This is a genomic window from Thiothrix eikelboomii (assembly GCF_900167255.1).
In the GTDB taxonomy this organism is placed as follows: Bacteria; Pseudomonadota; Gammaproteobacteria; order Thiotrichales; family Thiotrichaceae; genus Thiolinea; species Thiolinea eikelboomii.
Window position 1 is genome coordinate 38,039 of the sequence record NZ_FUYB01000008.1, and the last position, 16,527, is coordinate 54,565.

At 46.4% G+C, this 16,527-nt stretch carries 20 protein-coding genes; 8 read left to right on the forward strand and 12 right to left on the reverse strand.

Going from position 1 to position 16,527, the window contains the following annotated elements; all coding sequences use genetic code 11:
- Window positions 1–86 precede the first annotated feature (86 nt).
- Window positions 87–887, forward strand: coding sequence for a TatD family hydrolase (locus B5D50_RS09880; protein ID WP_078922446.1), 801 nt, complete (start codon window positions 87–89; stop codon window positions 885–887).
- Window positions 888–891: 4 nt separating this feature from the next.
- Here the strand turns inward: B5D50_RS09880 and B5D50_RS09885 are convergent, their stop codons facing one another.
- Both B5D50_RS09885 and B5D50_RS09890 read right to left on the reverse strand, forming a co-directional pair.
- Entirely contained in the window at window positions 892–2,667 is a 1,776-nt protein-coding gene (locus B5D50_RS09885; protein WP_078922447.1) for an N-acetylglutaminylglutamine amidotransferase, read from the reverse strand.
- A 99-nt stretch (window positions 2,668–2,766) separates the two neighbouring features.
- On the reverse strand, window positions 2,767–3,765 hold the full coding sequence (locus B5D50_RS09890; RefSeq protein WP_143594322.1) for an extracellular catalytic domain type 1 short-chain-length polyhydroxyalkanoate depolymerase: 999 nt from the start codon (window positions 3,763–3,765) through the stop codon (window positions 2,767–2,769).
- Window positions 3,766–3,849: 84 nt separating this feature from the next.
- Here B5D50_RS09890 and B5D50_RS09895 point away from each other — a divergent pair, with 84 nt between their 5' ends.
- Window positions 3,850–4,470, forward strand: a complete 621-nt coding sequence (locus tag B5D50_RS09895; RefSeq protein ID WP_078922449.1) for a site-2 protease family protein — start codon at window positions 3,850–3,852, stop codon at window positions 4,468–4,470.
- A gap of 5 nt (window positions 4,471–4,475) precedes the next feature.
- Here B5D50_RS09895 and B5D50_RS09900 read toward each other — a convergent pair whose 3' ends face one another.
- Both B5D50_RS09900 and purD read right to left on the reverse strand, forming a co-directional pair.
- Window positions 4,476–5,522, reverse strand: coding sequence for an MBL fold metallo-hydrolase (locus tag B5D50_RS09900; RefSeq protein ID WP_078922450.1), 1,047 nt, complete (start codon window positions 5,520–5,522; stop codon window positions 4,476–4,478).
- A 71-nt stretch (window positions 5,523–5,593) separates the two neighbouring features.
- Window positions 5,594–6,886 (reverse strand): phosphoribosylamine--glycine ligase, encoded by a 1,293-nt coding sequence (purD, locus tag B5D50_RS09905; protein WP_078922451.1) that lies wholly within the window; start codon window positions 6,884–6,886, stop codon window positions 5,594–5,596.
- Between the two features lie 224 nt (window positions 6,887–7,110).
- On the opposite strand from purD, the gene B5D50_RS09910 reads away from it, so the two are divergent.
- The 5 genes from B5D50_RS09910 to B5D50_RS09930 all read left to right on the forward strand — a co-directional run bounded on the left by B5D50_RS09910 (window position 7,111) and on the right by B5D50_RS09930 (window position 11,680).
- Window positions 7,111–7,458 carry a hypothetical protein gene (locus tag B5D50_RS09910; protein WP_078922452.1) on the forward strand — a complete coding sequence of 116 codons (348 nt, stop codon included), beginning with the start codon at window positions 7,111–7,113 and terminating at the stop codon, window positions 7,456–7,458.
- 101 nt (window positions 7,459–7,559) lie between these two features.
- Window positions 7,560–8,492: a hydroxymethylbilane synthase gene (gene hemC / locus B5D50_RS09915; protein WP_078922453.1), complete on the forward strand. Its 933-nt coding sequence runs from the start codon at window positions 7,560–7,562 to the stop codon at window positions 8,490–8,492.
- Between the two features lie 3 nt (window positions 8,493–8,495).
- A complete protein-coding gene (locus B5D50_RS09920) occupies window positions 8,496–9,269 on the forward strand; it encodes a uroporphyrinogen-III synthase (RefSeq protein WP_078922454.1) in 774 nt (257 codons plus the stop codon).
- A gap of 3 nt (window positions 9,270–9,272) precedes the next feature.
- Window positions 9,273–10,415, forward strand: a complete 1,143-nt coding sequence (locus tag B5D50_RS09925) for a uroporphyrinogen-III C-methyltransferase (protein WP_078922455.1) — start codon at window positions 9,273–9,275, stop codon at window positions 10,413–10,415.
- Window positions 10,412–11,680 (forward strand): heme biosynthesis protein HemY, encoded by a 1,269-nt coding sequence (locus B5D50_RS09930; RefSeq protein WP_078922456.1) that lies wholly within the window; start codon window positions 10,412–10,414, stop codon window positions 11,678–11,680. The genes B5D50_RS09925 and B5D50_RS09930 overlap by 4 nt, the downstream gene beginning before the upstream one ends.
- Window positions 11,681–11,751: 71 nt before the next feature.
- On the opposite strand, the gene B5D50_RS09935 is transcribed toward B5D50_RS09930, so the two are convergent.
- The 8 genes from B5D50_RS09935 to B5D50_RS09970 all read right to left on the reverse strand — a co-directional run bounded on the left by B5D50_RS09935 (window position 11,752) and on the right by B5D50_RS09970 (window position 15,503).
- Window positions 11,752–11,958 (reverse strand): PaaI family thioesterase, encoded by a 207-nt coding sequence (locus B5D50_RS09935; protein WP_078922457.1) that lies wholly within the window; start codon window positions 11,956–11,958, stop codon window positions 11,752–11,754.
- A 133-nt stretch (window positions 11,959–12,091) separates the two neighbouring features.
- Entirely contained in the window at window positions 12,092–12,340 is a 249-nt protein-coding gene (locus B5D50_RS09940) for a type B 50S ribosomal protein L31 (RefSeq protein ID WP_078922458.1), read from the reverse strand.
- A 179-nt stretch (window positions 12,341–12,519) separates the two neighbouring features.
- Entirely contained in the window at window positions 12,520–13,035 is a 516-nt protein-coding gene (gene fabA / locus B5D50_RS09945) for a 3-hydroxyacyl-[acyl-carrier-protein] dehydratase FabA (protein WP_078922537.1), read from the reverse strand.
- A gap of 68 nt (window positions 13,036–13,103) precedes the next feature.
- Window positions 13,104–13,967 carry a 4-hydroxybenzoate octaprenyltransferase gene (gene ubiA / locus B5D50_RS09950; RefSeq protein WP_078922459.1) on the reverse strand — a complete coding sequence of 288 codons (864 nt, stop codon included), beginning with the start codon at window positions 13,965–13,967 and terminating at the stop codon, window positions 13,104–13,106.
- A 6-nt stretch (window positions 13,968–13,973) separates the two neighbouring features.
- Entirely contained in the window at window positions 13,974–14,285 is a 312-nt protein-coding gene (locus B5D50_RS09955; RefSeq protein ID WP_078922460.1) for a (2Fe-2S) ferredoxin domain-containing protein, read from the reverse strand.
- 127 nt (window positions 14,286–14,412) lie between these two features.
- Window positions 14,413–14,622: a hypothetical protein gene (locus B5D50_RS09960; RefSeq protein WP_078922538.1), complete on the reverse strand. Its 210-nt coding sequence runs from the start codon at window positions 14,620–14,622 to the stop codon at window positions 14,413–14,415.
- 176 nt (window positions 14,623–14,798) lie between these two features.
- The gene (locus B5D50_RS09965; RefSeq protein ID WP_078922461.1) at window positions 14,799–15,161 is read right to left on the reverse strand and encodes a bactofilin family protein; all 363 of its coding nucleotides are present in this window, start codon (window positions 15,159–15,161) and stop codon (window positions 14,799–14,801) included.
- Between the two features lie 42 nt (window positions 15,162–15,203).
- Window positions 15,204–15,503, reverse strand: a complete 300-nt coding sequence (locus tag B5D50_RS09970; protein WP_143594323.1) for a hypothetical protein — start codon at window positions 15,501–15,503, stop codon at window positions 15,204–15,206.
- A 280-nt stretch (window positions 15,504–15,783) separates the two neighbouring features.
- On the opposite strand from B5D50_RS09970, the gene B5D50_RS09975 reads away from it, so the two are divergent.
- A complete protein-coding gene (locus tag B5D50_RS09975; protein ID WP_078922463.1) occupies window positions 15,784–16,503 on the forward strand; it encodes a hypothetical protein in 720 nt (239 codons plus the stop codon).
- Window positions 16,504–16,527: the final 24 nt, after the last annotated feature.

Genomic DNA, 16,527 nt, shown 5'->3' on the forward strand with positions numbered 1-16,527 from the left:
ATCCAAGCTTAAAAAAGTGATTTTAAATACATTAAATCCGCGCCAGTCATTACAATAGGCTGATTCACTTTATAGCCTATGAACTCATGTCGAAAAAACCACCGATTCCTATTTTTAATCATCCGATCATTGAAACTCACTGCCATTTGGATTATCTGGAAGCAGCAGCCTTGCAAGCTGCACTAGAGGCCGCCACTGCCGTAAAGATTGAGCGTATTATTACGATTGGCGTCTCACCCGATAACCTCGAAAAGGTACTGCAACTCACCCAAACCTATGCACAAGTTTGGGGGACACAAGGCATTCATCCCCATGATGCTAAAGATTATAGTCCAGCCGTCGAAGACCAGATCCGTACCCATGCTGTGCACCCCAAAATACTCGCCATTGGCGAGATTGGCTTGGATTATTACTACGATCATTCTGATCGCCGAGTCCAGCGCCAAGTGTTTGAGAGTCAGCTACAAATCGCGATTGATTTAAATTTACCTATCGTCGTGCATACCCGCGAGGCAGATGAAGACACTCAAGCTATTTTGCAAAATTTTGTGGGGCAATTGAAGCAACGCGGAGTGATCCATAGCTTCACTTCGGGTAAAGCTTTGGCGGAATACTGCTTAAGTGAGGGCTTCTGCCTCGGCTTCAATGGCATTAGCACCTTTAAACCGGCTGACAATGTACGTGAAATTATTGGCATGACACCCGTTGAGCAAATCCTATTTGAAACAGATGCCCCCTATTTAACCCCCGTCCCCTATCGTGGGCAACAGAACGAACCCAAGTATTTACCATTTATTGTTGAACAAGTGGCTAAGGTGAAGAGTCTCGAGGTAGAGACTCTATTGCCGCAGGTTTGGGAGAATAGCTTGCGGGTGTTTTGGCGTTAGGACTCTATAAGTTATTCAACTGCAACCACAGTTCCAACAAGGCCAGATGCCACAATTTACTCCCTTGAATTCGGGTCAAATGCTCTTCTGGCTTACTTAATAGTTTTGCTACATAAGCGGGATTATACAAGCCACGCTCTTTGGCTTGTTGTGAGTGCAAAGTATCGCGCATCATGTCTAAGAATTCGCCCCGCACGAATTTTAAAGCAGGGACGGGGAAATAACCTTTCGGGCGGTCAATCACGCTATCAGGCACTCGTCCGCGTGCGATTTGCTTCAAGACATATTTGCCGCCATCGCGGAGTTTTAATTCGGGCGGCATTTGCGCCGCTAGCTCGACTAATTCTTGATCTAAAAACGGTACACGCGCCTCTAGTCCCCAAGCCATTGTCATATTATCGACCCGCTTCACCGGATCATCGACGATAAAAGTCGTAACATCTGCACGCAATACCGCATCTAAATGCTCGTCCGCAAATTCAGTTTCTAATAACTCGCGGACTAATTCGCCCGTATAATCGGGGGTTTGGAACTGGGGTTGCAGCATTTGCGCCATTTCGGCGTGATCGCGGTCGAAATAGTATTTAGAGAAACGGGCTAAACGATCAGGGTTTAAATCGGCATGCGTTTGTGGATACCAAAAATAACCACCGAAGACTTCATCCGCGCCCTGCCCCGATTGCACCACTTTAACGTGTTTGGAGACTTGTTCGGATAAGAGATAAAAGCCAATCGCATCCTGACCGAACATGGGTTCTGCCATGTTGGCAACAGCTTCGGGCAAGCGTTGTAAGGTTTGTTCATTGGGAATATGGAATTTATGATGATTGGGCTTGAAGCGCTCCACTACTGCATCGGAATACTCATATTCGCTGCCTTTTTCCTCGGGTTGATCATCAAAACCAATCGTAAAAGTGCGAATATCTTGAATGCCGATTTCATCCAATAAGGCAACCAGCAAACTCGAATCCAAACCACCAGACAACAACACACCCACGGGTACATCTGCGATATTATTCCGCCGCCGGACTGCCACCCGCAGCGCTTCATGAATCGAGACAATCCACTCTTGCTCAGTACGTGGTTCAGCCGGACGCTTCGCCACCAAATTCCAATAACGTTTTAATTCTTGACGACCATCCACCTCAATAGTGAGCGAATGTGCAGGTGGCATTTTACGAATGCCTTTTAACACGGTGCGTGGAGCAGGTACAACCGCGTGCAAACTAAACAGGTTATGAATCGCCAATGGGTCAAGGCTGGTATCAATATTCGGGGTAGCAAGTAGCGCTTGGGTATTGGACGCAAAGCGGAAAGATTGATGATTCAGCGTATAATACAGTGGCTTAATCCCCATGCGGTCGCGTGCCAGAAACAGGGTTTTCTTTTTCATATCCCAAATCGCAAAGGCGAACATGCCCAGCAAATGCTGGGGCGCATCCTCACCCCATTCGGCATAGGCTTTGAGAATAGTTTCGGTATCACCGTCAGAATAGAAATGATAACCCTTGGCCTTTAGCTCAGCACGTAATTCAGGGTAATTGTAAATCGTGCCATTGAATACCAAGGCCAAACCTAATTCGGCATCCACCATCGGCTGGCTGGATTTGTAGGATAGATCAATAATCGACAAACGCCGATGCCCAAAAGCTAACGGACCATCTGAATAACTCCCGCCATGATCAGGCCCACGCTTTTCGAGCTTTGCCATCATGGCATTGATGTTTCGTAAGTCTGGAACTTGACCATCCAACCGTAATTCACCACTAATTCCGCACATGGAGTTTCCTTATTACTTTTTACTGAAGCTGAGTCTGCCATATTTTTGACATGAAGGCGAAAACCCCAAACTCATTATCCTTAAGCTTGAGCGTTCAGTTTAATGCTGATGGCTTAAGAAAAAGCGCAACATCTCGAGTGAGGCATTCGGCCCGGCAGGATCAGTATAGCTGCCACTGCTATTTCCGCCTGACCAAGCATGCCCTGCCCCTTGCACTAGCCAATAATCAATCTGAGTTTGCCCCGTCACATCTTTGATTTGTGTGCGGGTATAAGCATGGCCGATGGGAGGTAACACAGTCTGCTGCTCCGTCGTTAAAGCTGCATGACTAGCTGCTAAGCTTTGCCTAGCTTGAGCCAAGATCAGCTCCGCATTCCGTAGATGCACGATGCGATCTTGATCCCCTTGAAAAATAATAGTTGGTACAAAATTAGGGAGTTGGCTCAGTGCTTGCACGGATCGGCTACCTTGGCGCATCGCCACCAACGCTGCAAGCACATGAGTGGCACTCCCCACTGCTAAACCAGAATGCACCCCCATAGCTGCATAAAGCTCAGGGTAAGTCGCTCCCATAATGGCCGCCATTGAGCCACCCGCCGATAAACCAGCGATATAGACCCGCTGCGCATCCACACGGTAGTTATGCATCACTGCTTGGGTTAAACCTGCAATAAGCGCTGGCTCACCCCGGTCGACCTGCTGGTTTTTCGGCTTATACCAATTCCAACAGCGCTTTAAATTCGCGATTTTCGCTTGATTCGGATAAGCCACTAAGACGCGGTATTGATCAGCCCACCGATTCATATCCGTACCCAAAGCAAAATCCTCAGCATCTTGCGCACAACCATGCAACATCACAACCAAGGGTAAAGGTTGATCCGAGTGATCATAGTGACTCGGAATATACAGCTTATAATCCCGTGACCCGTATTCACTACTGAAATGGCGACTAAGAAACTGTGATTGTTGTTGGCATTGCGCTGTCGGATTGGCAGCCTGCTCAGGGATGGGGGACACTAGGTTTTCATTCTGTAATGACCCTAAGCGTATGCGCCTTAAAATCGCTGGCATAACCTTTAAAAATTGAGCTTTTATCACGAATCTCCTGAGTTGAATTTGGGAAAGCTCTGTAGTTAGGTGATACTAGAGACCTGTCACCTTAGCAAGCTAATTCAACAAAATATGAAAATTGACCAACGCCATTATGATAACCAGCCGCTGACTTCAGCTGACAAGGTCTTGGTTTATGGACTCAGTGCGGTGTTCTTAGGCCTCATCATCCTCGAAATTTTTACTAACTATGAACCACGAAAACTAGCTGCTCTGTTCTTCCTGTTGTGGTGGCTACCCTTAGTCTTCGTCCATGAATTTGGACATGCAGTCGTAGCGCGTGCTCTAGGTTGGCAGATTGAACGCACCGTCATTGGCTTTGGACGAGTGATTTATCGAGGTCAATTATTCAAAGCCCCCTTAGAGCTACGCCTATTTCCACTGGAAGGCTTTGTGCAATTCAATCCGGTAGATGGACTAGGAATGCGTTACAAATACGCTCTCACTTATTTCGCAGGTCCTGGGATTGAGTTATTAGTTGCCTTCAGCATCATCGCCCTCATGGGCTGGGATAACGTCTTTCTGGTTGAAAATCATTATTGGAAATTAGCGTGCCAAGCCTTAGCCTATGACGCTTTGGCAGGTGCTATCATTAATTTAATTCCGATGGGGGTTATCACCCGTGATGGCGAAACACCGAATGACGGCATGGGAATTTTAGTAAGCCTATTCAACCGTAAATCAAACCACTAAGCACCTCATGCCTGCCGATAATAAGCCACATCCTTGTCATCTACCTCTACCTGCAAAAGCCCTGCCTGCACCAAATAATTCAAATGCGCGCGCGCCTCTCCGGTTGCGAAAATCAAAGTCCGCTTCGTCACTGGATTTTTGAACAAAACTGAAAACACATCCAGCACGCGCTTAGGCTCAGCACATAATGCATATAAATCATCCAGCGCTTGCTGATGTTCAGCAATCAAGCTGTCTAAACGCGGATGGGCACCATAAAAAGGTTTACCATGCGCCGGTAGCACCAAAACATCGGCAGGCAACCGCGCTCGCAAGTGATGACAAGAATCAATCCAATCTTTCAGTGGATTCGCATTCGGCTCAAGAGGCCAAACACTGACATTCGAGGAAATCGTCGGTAGGAGTTGGTCGCCTGCAATGAATAACTTTTTCTCGGCACAGTATAAGCAAACATGCTCAGGACTATGGCCTTGACCAATGATCACCTCCCACTCAGCACCATCAATTTTGAGTCGATCCCCCTTCACTAAGCGCTGATAAGCATCGGGCAAAGCACCTACAAAACTGCCATACCCTCCAAAATGGGCGCGATAAATACCAATCTCCTCCTCATCAAAACCGGCATGCCGATAAAATCGAATCGCCGCATCCGGTGCTTCTTTATGCATATCTGATAGCAAAGTGCGACAGAGTAAATACTCAGTCCGCGACATATGCAAACTCGCCCCCCATTCATGTGCTAACCAACCGGCTAAACCCACATGATCGGGGTGTAAATGCGTCACAATCAAACGGTTGACTGAGGCACCCTTTAAATAAGTTTCAAAAAGCGTGCGCCACGATTCAATCACGCTGGTTTCGACCAAGCCTGTATCCACTTGCACCCAGCCCTCACCATCTTTTAGCAGCCAAAGATTGATATGATCCAAAGCAAACGGCAATGGCATCCGTATCCAATACACACCTGCAGCGACCTCAACCATTGTGCCACCTGCAGGCAGGGGGAGCGGAGGATAAGTGACCGAACTTACGTGACTAACGGCTAGGCTCATATTGATTTACCTTTACGTTAAGGTTAAAGCATTAAATTAGCATGACACCCACGAGCATGCAGCAAACCTTGCTAACTTTGTGCCTGTTCACGTGCAATCGCCCGATGACCAATATCGGTGCGGTAATAAACCTGATCCCAGTGAATCGCCCGCACGAGTTGATAAGCTTGAGCCTGAGCCTCAGTCACCGTCTGCCCTAAGCCCACAGCGCATAACACCCGCCCACCATTAGTCACTACCTCCCCAGCTTGATCCGCTGTCCCTGCATGGAAGACTTTACCCTCTAAACAAGCTGCCTTGTCTAAACCTCGAATTACCGCACCTTTGGCATAAGCCTCAGGATAACCACCTGCCGCTAATACCACCCCTACGGCAGCACGACTGTCCCATTCAGCGGTGACTTGATCTAAGCGCTCGTCTAAAGCAGCTTCCAGTAAATCGACAAAATCAGATTTTAACCGTGCCATGATGGGCTGAGTTTCAGGATCACCAAAACGGCAATTGAACTCTAATACTTTCGGTGTACCCTCTGCGGTAATCATCACCCCCGCATACAAGAAACCAGTATAGCGAATCCCATCTGCCGCCATCCCACGCACTGTTGGGTAAATCACCTCTTGCATAATACGCTCGTGCATCACAGGGGTAACCACAGGTGCTGGCGAATACGCCCCCATCCCACCCGTATTAGGGCCTTGATCACCTTCATCACGGGCTTTGTGATCTTGTGAGCTAGCCATCGCCAATACCTGCTCACCATCCACCATCACAATGAAGCTAGCCTCTTCACCGCTCAAAAACTCTTCGATAACAACTCGACTACCGGCTGCCCCAAACGCATTGCCTGCTAACATATCTGTCACTGCTGCCAGCGCTTCTGCTTCCGTTTGTGCCAAAATTACCCCTTTACCAGCGGCTAAACCGTCCGCCTTAATTACAATCGGCGCTCCCTTAGCACGAATATAAGCCAATGCAGATTCAAGCTCGGTGAAGTTAGCATAGGCAGCCGTCGCGATTTGATGACGAGCCAGAAAATCTTTAGCGAAAGCTTTAGAAGACTCCAACTGAGCGGCTTGCTGAGTAGGGCCAAAGCAGCGCAGGCCTGCTGCACGAAAACGATCCACAATCCCTTTAGACAAGGGCGCTTCTGGCCCTACTACGGTTAAATCAATCGCCTCTGCTTGAGCGTAATCCACTAGGGCATCAATATCTTCAGCGGCAATCGGTAGGTTACGCAGCTTAGGTTCATGGGCTGTGCCTGCATTACCCGGTGCGACCAACACTGTTGTCACTCGGGGTGATTGGGCTAACTTCCATGCTAAAGCATGCTCACGCCCACCACTGCCGACCACTAGAATTTTCATATTCACTCCTACTGCTGACACCCAAATTTAAATTGCGCTCATTAAAGCCAGAATAACTTAGGGTTTCAACCGCCAATGACCGATAAGAGGCAAAAACATCGCTTCCACTCCAAAACCCATTGCTGAAAACCACACTGTAAGCCAAATAGAGCAAAGGATTTAGCAAATTACCCCAGCATTGTGGTGATCAGTAGGGATGTATGTAAAAAACAAGCGAGTACCGCATGAGAGGCCTATTTTATTTTTTCACTACCTTAATCACTATTTTGCTCACGGCTTGCACTGATAACGGTAATCTATTAAATATTGCAGACATCAGTAGCCGCCCGATTGCAACCGTTTATAAAGTCAATACAGCGGCCATCGACTACGCACCCATTGAATGTCGACGTTCACCTGCTAAAAATGCGGAAGTCATGATTCGTTTATATAACGGTAGCCTAGTCGATTTAGTGGCTCTTGAAGAAGGGATGCTGAAACGCGATGACCGCTATTGGCTGCATGTTTACCCCCCGCTATCGCATCGCCCTTCTTGTTATCTAGATGTACGCTATTTAGTACCCCACGCTTAAGCCAAACCTAGCCCTATTCCCTGTGGCTGATAGGCGCTGCTGGAAGTCTCAAATTATTTACCGTAAAGTGCTAAAACTTTAATGGCTTCCCTACTGACCCTATGGCTGAAATTATCCGCATTGCCACTCGCACGAGTCCACTTGCCCTTTGGCAAGCTGAGCATGTTGCTGCCCAACTCACGGCCTTACATAGCGATTTACAGGTTGAACTGGTCGGTATGACCACACGGGGTGATAAAATTCTTGATAGCCCCCTATCTCGAATCGGCGGCAAAGGCTTATTCGTCAAAGAACTCGAACTTGGTCTACTAGAAGGTATTGCCGATATAGCGGTTCACTCGATGAAAGATGTGCCTATGGAATTTCCAGCAGGGCTTCATCTGTCTGTCGTGATGGAGCGCGAAGATCCACGTGATGCCTTCGTTTCTAATCGGTATCACAGTTTAGATGAGCTACCTGCTGGCGCAATCATCGGCACTTGTAGTCTGCGGCGACAAATGCAATTGCTAGCACGTTATCCTCAGCTTAAAACCAAAGACTTACGCGGGAATATCCATACTCGGCTTGCTAAGCTAGATAATAACGAATACGACGCGATTATTTTGGCGGCGGCTGGCTTGCTTAGAATGCAATTCGAGAGCCGAATTACGGCGTATCTATCACCTGAACAAAGCCTACCTGCAGTCGGGCAAGGTGCGATCGGCATTGAATCTCGAGTCAATGATCCCCGTATAGACCAGTTACTCGCTCCGCTCATTCATCCTGAAACTTTGTTACGAGTCCGTGCCGAACGCGCCATGAATCAGCGTTTAAATGGTGGCTGCCAAGTACCGATTGCTGGCTTCGCTGAACTCACGGGCGAACAATTACGGATGCGCGGTTTATTAGGTTATCCTGATGGCTCAGCCCTGTTTAGAGCGGAATTAGTCGGTCATGCTCAAAAACCTGAAGCATTAGGGGAAGCCATTGCTGAATCCTTACTGGCTCAAGGTGGTGATAAAATTCTGACTGCCTTAGGTTTAGCTCAGCACTGAGTTATGCCATTGCCCCTCCAAGGTCTTCAGGTCTTAGTCACTCGCCCTGTTCATCAAGCGGGGCGTTTCTGTGACTTGCTCCTCGCTGCTGGTGCCGAACCCAAGCTTTTTCCACTGTTGTCTATTCAGCCTGTCGCGCTTGCGCCTGCTAGTCTGTTGCAAATCACGACCACAGCCCATGATAAGGTCTATGATTGGGTGATTTTTATTAGCGCCAATGCCGTTGAGTTTGGTTTGAGCTTGCTCAATGATATGACGAGTTTAGCTCGCCTCAAATTGGGAGCTATTGGTAAACAAACTGCAACGGTTTTACAGCAATATGGCTTAACCGTTACCGTCACGCCTGAACAGGGCTTTACCAGTGAAGACTTGCTAGCCTTGGATGAGTTGCAACAGTTAGCGGGGCAACGAATCCTGATTATACGCGGCGACTCGGGGCGAGAATTATTAGCCGATACCTTAAAACAACGCGGTGCCGATGTGAGTTATGCTCAAGTCTATCAGCGCAGTGCCACGGGTTCTGTCGCCGGATTAAAACAGCTTCATGCAAAACAGCAGCTTGATATAATCTGTGTCACCAGTCGTGAGATTTTACAAAACCTCTTACAATTGCTCCAAGCGGAGACTTGGATTTATCAACAAGCACTTGTAGTGGGCAGTGAACGAATCGCTGCTTATGCTCAACAACTAGGTTTTAACAACAGCATAATTGTTGCCACCAGCCCAGCCGATGATGCCATGCTGGCTGCTTTAATCCAGTGGCGACAGGATAAATAAAGAATGATCGAGAAATCTGAAACCACCCCTTTGACTAACCCTCATGAGCCAGCCACTGCCCCCAAAGCTAAAGGCGCAGGCTTTGCCTTATTTATTGCATTCTTAGCCCTTTTTTTTACAGTTGTAGGGATCGCAGCAGGCTATAAGCATTGGCAGCGTATGAATACCAAGGCGAAAGAACATAGCACGCATTTAGCCAGTGTCGATCAATTGCTCACCCAAAAAGCCGACGCGAGTGCACTAGCAAGCTTACAGAGTGGGGTAAAACAAACACTAGATACCTTAGCTGCCACTGCTAGTGCTGATTTGCAAAAAATGGCACAAATGAATCATGAAACCCGCCAGTTCGCAGAAACAGTTACCACTCAAGTGGAGCAAGTTACCAGTTTACAAGCCCGCTTACAGCATCATCTTGCGCCAAAAACGGATCATGATTGGCAAATTGAAGAAGTCGCCTTTCTGTTACGGCTTGCCAATCAAGAATTGCACTTAACCGGAGTGAAAGCACCCTCTTTAGCCGCACTGAGAGAAGCTGACTTATTACTAAGCAAATTAGGTTCTGTTTCTTATCTGCCAGTACGCCAACAACTCGCCAAAGATATTGCCAGTTTAGAAGCTTTTGCCGAGCCTGATTTGCTTGACCTGTCTCAACGTATTAATGCTATGACTATTGAGCTATCAACGCAATTAGCGAAGGCGCTACCTAATCCCTCCCCCAAACCCGAAGCCAGTGCAGATTCAAACCCGCAAACAACCGAGTCTGAATCCTCGATTTGGCAAGAATATAAACAAAAAGCCATCAATACTTTAAATGAAGCCGTGGTTGTTCATCAAGTTGATCAGCCATTAGCAAGCGCGCTAGATAATGAATCACGGCAAAGTCTTCATCAATTAATTTTGTTACGCTTAGAGAATCTACGTTTGATGGCAATTCAGCGGCAAGATAAGAGCTATCATCAACAAATCGCTTTAATTCGCGATACCTTACAAGCCTACTATCCCAAAGACCAAGCCGCGAGTTTACTGGAAAACTTAAATAGCTTAGACCAAGTGAATCTGCAGCCGCCACTGCCCGATATTTCGGCTAGCTTAAAACAATTGGAAAAAGCCCGCAGCACCAACTTAGTTGGAGAAAAGAAACCATGATACGATTTATCCTCTTTTGCCTATTAATAGGATTAGGGGGCTTTTGGTTAGCACAACAGGTGTTGGCACATTCTGGCCCTAGCTTCATTAAATGGGGGGGGCAAGTTTATGAGCTGACTACCGCTACGCTCGCAGCCTTAGTTCTGCTGGCTTGTATCGCTTTTTATATACTGATTAGTTTACTACGTGAGTTGTTCGGTTTGCGGCGACGCTTTCATCGCTTACGTGACCATCGCTTACATACCAAAGCCAATCGTAGCCTTAATCAAGGTTTAATCCAATTAACTGAAGGTCATTGGGACAAAGCTGAGCAGTTATTAACTGAACATGCTGAGCGCAGTGAAACACCTTTATTAAATTATTTAGGAGCGGCCCGGGCTGCTCATATGCGGGATGCGCCAGAGCGTCGTGATGAACTACTGAAAAAAGCCATTGAAAGTGATAATAGCGCGCAAATTGCCGTGGGTGTTTCTCAGGCAGAAATGCAACTCTCGGCTGAGCAATTGGAGCAAGCTCATGCTACCTTATTGAATTTACGTGCTTTAGCCCCGAAAAATGCCTATGTACTTAAGCTATTAGCCAAAGTTTTATATAAACAACAAAACTGGGAAGCTCTACTGGAGCTACTACCCGAGTTGCAAAAGCAAAACCTGCTCAATAGTGAAAATATGAGCAATGTACAAGCGGCCACCCTTGTGGGTTTATTCGGTAAATACGCTGAGCAAAAAAATACCGAAAAACTGCAAACCTTATGGAAAAAGCTCCCGCCCTCGATTCGTGAGCAAGCCGAAGCCATGTATGTTTATGCGGCCTCCTTACATCAAGCCGGTGCAGATAACTTAGCTGAGCAGTTTATTACCAGTGTCCATACTAAAACTTGGCAAGCTAAGCTCGCTGACCTTTATGGGCGTATTCAGCACTCGAGCTTGCCTATGGCGGTGCAAAATGCGGAAAAATGGCTAGCCCAACAACCCTCGAATCCGGTCAGTTTATTATTACTGGCGCGCTTACATCGCCAACAAAAGCTGTGGGGAGTCGCCAAATCCTATTATGAGACTAGCCTCAATCAAGCACCTGATCCAGAGGCCTATTTAGAGCTGGCTGAGTTATTAGAAATTATGGGTGAAACTGGTAACGCTGAACATTGTTACCGACTCGGTTTGCGCTACTGTATTCGCCAACAAGGTGAGCGCTTAGTATTGGCTGCTTCACAGCGTCCAAAGAAAGCGGCTGAAGGCACTTATCAACCCGCACCCACTTTTTAGCTTGAATGCAGGTAAGGTTATTTTTCTGCCTTGCCTTGCATCACCATAATGGTTTGCTGCATTAAAGCACATCAAGAGGTTTTGCCTGCTTTCAGCGCAAAGACCTCAGCTTTAGTCACAATCAAGGTGCGACCAGCACGGACTATTTGACCGCGAGCAATCAGTTTTTCACCATCGGCTGGAGCGAGTAAATTCATTTTGAATTCTACTGTCAAAACCGAAGCACTCGCAGCGACCATTGTCATCGCGGCATAGCCAGCGGCCGAAGGATCTAGCACTCACTCTAAATGCCTGTCAGTTTAAAATACAACTGCAGTCGACCCAATAAAAAAGCGCCATGACTAGGCGCTTTTTCGGGTTTGCCGTTTAAATAAATAGCTCAGTTGTTAGCTATTTATCACTAAACTAGGCTTATTTGCTACCACGTGAGAAACGACGGTTAAACTTGTCAATCTGACCTGCAGTACTCTTAATCGACTGTTTACCTGTGTAGAAAGGGTGAGATTGGCTAGAAATCTCCACTTTCAGCAGTGGGTAGGTAGCGCCTTCATATTCAATAGTTTCTCGAGTCTCAACGGTTGAGCGGGTCAAGAAGGTGAAGCCGCTGGCGAGATCTTGGAATACGACTTCTCTATAATTAGGGTGAATTTCGGGCTTCATGCCGAGCGTCCTCAAAATTTATCGGTTGATACGAAAAGGGCGCTATGGTAACAAACACCGCCCCCTAACCGCAAACACTAATTGATAAAACCAGCAAGTTAAACGCCTTCACCCGCAAGACTATTGATCAGTACCCATAATCAGTACTCTCAGCAACACGACGGTCTGCTTAGCTTTCACTAGAAATTATCGGTACTGGTAAACAAGCCAACTCGCAAATCTTGTGCCGTATAAATTTCGCGGCCATCCACTTCAAGGCTGCCATCGGCAATGCCCATAACTAACTTGCGAGTAATGACTCGTTTGAGATTAATTTTGTAAGTGACTTTTTGTGCCTTCGGTAAAACCTGCCCAAAGAACTTCACCTCACCCACCCCTAAAGCGCGACCATGCCCCGGATTACCTAGCCAAGCCAGATAAAACCCCACCATCTGCCACATGGCATCTAACCCCAAACAACCCGGCATCACCGGATCTCCGGGGAAATGACAATCAAAAAACCATAGCTCAGGTTTTACATCTAGCTCAGCAAGAATTTCCCCTTTACCATGAATACCGCCCTCGTCACTAATACGCACAATCCGATCCATCATGAGCATATTAGGAATGGGCAATTGTGCATTACCAGCTCCGAACATTTCGCCACGACCGCATTGCAACAGTTCTTCACGGTTAAAACTAGATTGTCTAGACATAGCAGGCTCACAAGCTCCGAACATAAAAGAGGTCGATTGTAGCGGAATTTACTCCACACAGAAAACCGTTAAACGCTGTAATAGCTCAAGGCAATTCCAATAAACAAGCACAGACCCACCCAATTATTATTCAAAAAAGCCCGCAAGCTTAGCCAACGATCCCGATTGCGAATTAAATATTGCTGATAAACAAACAAGCCAGCAGCCCCACCTAAGCTCAACCAAAACCACCCCGTCAAGCCAGCTAAAGCCCCAACCCATGCTAATAAAGCTAAGGTTATCACTTGCAAACCAGCAATGATTGACCGATCCTGCTTACCAAAAATAATCGCGGTGGACTTCACACCGATCTTTAAATCATCTTCCCGATCACACATGGCGTACATAGTGTCATAAGCAGTCGTCCATGCCACATTAGCCGCTAATAAAACCCAAGCGATTAAAGGAGGAAATTGATTATTCACTGCCGTAAAGGCCATCGGAATCCCCCAAGCGAAAGCGACTCCTAAATAAACTTGTGGCCAATGGTGATAGCGTTTCATAAAGGGGTAAGTTGCTGCTAACACCACCGCCACACCAGAAAAAGCGATAGTTAAAGCATTGAGTTGCAGGACTAAAATAAACGCCATTAACAGCAGAAAACCAAAAACGCCTAAAGCCTCTTTGACACTAATCGCCCCCGTTGCTAAAGGGCGTAAACGAGTACGCTCCACCTGCCCATCGACATGACGATCTGCAATATCATTAATTGCACAACCGGCCGAGCGCATTAAAAACGTACCTAAGCTAAAAATAATCAACAGCTTCCAACCCGGAAAACCTTGAGCAGCGATCCATAAAGCCCAATAAGTAGGCCATAATAGCAACAAACTGCCAATAGGCCGTTCAAAGCGAATCAAACGACTATAATGCTTCCAGCGCTCACTTAGCATGAGTTCTTAATCCAATAATAAGCGTTCCACGGGTTTCCCTTGAACTAAATGACTGTCAATGATTTCATCGACATCCGCCTGATCGACCCAAGTGTACCAAGTACCCTCAGGATAAATCACGACGACTGGACCTAACTCACAGCGATTTAAACAGCCTGCACTATTAATACGCACTTGATTATCTTTATGCAAACCGAGTTCTTTGCAACGCTGTTTTGCATAATCACGCATGGCTGAGGCGTGAAAATCCTCACAACTGCTCTCGCCATTACTGCGCTGATTGGTACAAAAGAAAACATGATGTTTGTAATAAGACATAAACTAATCCTTATTTTAAGCTTGTCTAAGGATTATGCCAGAGCTGGGCAGAAATTGAGGACTTAAAACAAAAACAGGGTGGAAAAACCACCCTGATAGCACAAAACTTAAGCAAGCCTAAACACAATTACTGTGGCTTTGGTTGCTCAGTCGTTGTAGTCGTAGTCGTAGAAGAAGTAGCAGGCGCCGCTGCCGCTGCTGCTGGATCAGCCGCTGCTGCTGGAGCAGTAGTGGTCGTTGTTGAAGAAGTCGTTGTTGATGTGGCCTCTTCTTTCTTACCACAAGCAGTTAAAACAAAAGCAGCCATTAAAGTTGCTAACACGATACGATAATTCATTTTTGAATCTCCACAAAAGCAAAAAAACATCACCAAGAAAATCAATTGTTGCAATGCCGCATCATAACTGTTTTTTTTCAGCGACACCACAATCTCTATAATAGCCCATACCTATCAATATAGAGGCTAGCACTAGTTCTGAGAAAAAGTATTTTTTTTCAGCGTTTATAAAGTGTTTATAATTTTTGCTCTGTTTGACCCAAGGACACTAACATACCATTCACGCTTGCTCCCTCTTCCACTAAAATCTCAGCATAATGGATATTGCCAACCACATCCGCGCTCGACTTTAAAGTGACTCGGCGGGTAGAGTAAATATCTCCAGCGACTCGCCCAGAAACCACCAAAGTGGGTGCACGAATTTCACCATTGACTTCGCTATGCTCTTGCAAAAAGAGAGAAGCTCCAGACTCACCTGGTGCCATAATATTACCGTTCACACGCCCTTGTAGATAAAGCTCCCCCGCAAATGAGACATCACCTACAACCTCGATATCAGCTTCGAATAATGAAGCGGCACCGGCTCCCTTTTTAGCCATATAAAAATCCTCAATGTTATGTTATTAGTTCATGTTACTTACTTAGGGCCGGGCGCGTAAGGCATCAAGCTCTTTTTCTAGTACGGCAATTGTATCATCGCGTACCTGTAAATCATCCAATAAAGCTTGAACCCGCACTTCAGCAGCTTGCAAACGACCCACCATGTCGCCCTCACGAGTTAGCTCGGTCGCTTTTTGCATCTGCTCCAGCTGATCTGCAGTTTCGCGCAAATCACGACGTAATGCAGCATTATCCCGATGACATTGCTCTAAACGTGATCTTGCTCCAAACGGGTCAGTTTCCTCTTCACTTTTAGTCGCAGGTGGACGTAAGTCAGCCATGAGACCGCGAGACCACCAACCTAAACCTAAACCAGCAAAAGTTCCAACTAAAACAATAACTAATATTTGTCCAATTAGATATAACACGCTACACCCCAGTCGCTACTACTTGATGGCAATGCTGACTTAATCAAGCCACAACATCAAGCTCTCTACCTAGTTGCCATTGATCCAAAAAACTTTTCTGTAGCATTTTATAGGCTATCATTCAAAAAGCTGTATCGTCTTTATAGTTAAACACTATAAAATATTAGAGTTTTTTAGCTGCTATTGGCCTGATATGCTTGAAAAAATATTTCCGGGTGGAAGTCCTGCTGTTTCAGTTCATTTACCTTTAGCTTTTCGCCTGTCCGATGAAAAAGACTTAAGACTGTCATCATTGTATGACCCTTTACAGACTTGGCGTTTTTTATCGCATCAGATTCGGCGCTCTCCCTTAGACCTACGCGCCCATGTCCAACGTATTCTGCTGACTCATCAGGCCAATTTGACGGATCGCATGGAAGGGAGTCTGATGGATCTATATCTTGCTTTAGGTCATGAAGCAGGCAGTATGTTGAAAGAACGGATGCTTGAGCAATGCCAGCCCTATCTTTCACCAGAAGCAATGCAGTTTTTTAAGCAACTCACAACAGCAGATGAGAATCAAGGTTTAGAACGAGAATGGCGTTTAGGCTCAGTACTAACAACGGGTGAAAATAATGCATCACACCCCCTAGTTCGGGTAGAGCGCCAAGTCGAAGCCAGTCGCTATTCCTCTGTACTCGAAGAGGTGCAGGCTTGCCTAGAATATGGGCAAATTGATATTGCACAAGCATTGCTAGAGCAAGAAATGCTAGCAGGTCATCAAGATCCTGCTATCGAACAAGAACTATTAAATATTTACCAATATACGCGCAATAAGGATAAACTGATCCAATTGACTGCACAATTAGCAGCAGTCGGCCTTGAGCCTTCAGAAACATGGAAAGCTCAGCAAAGCGAGGCAGACAATTGGTGAGGACTAATTATAACGGGCAGGACG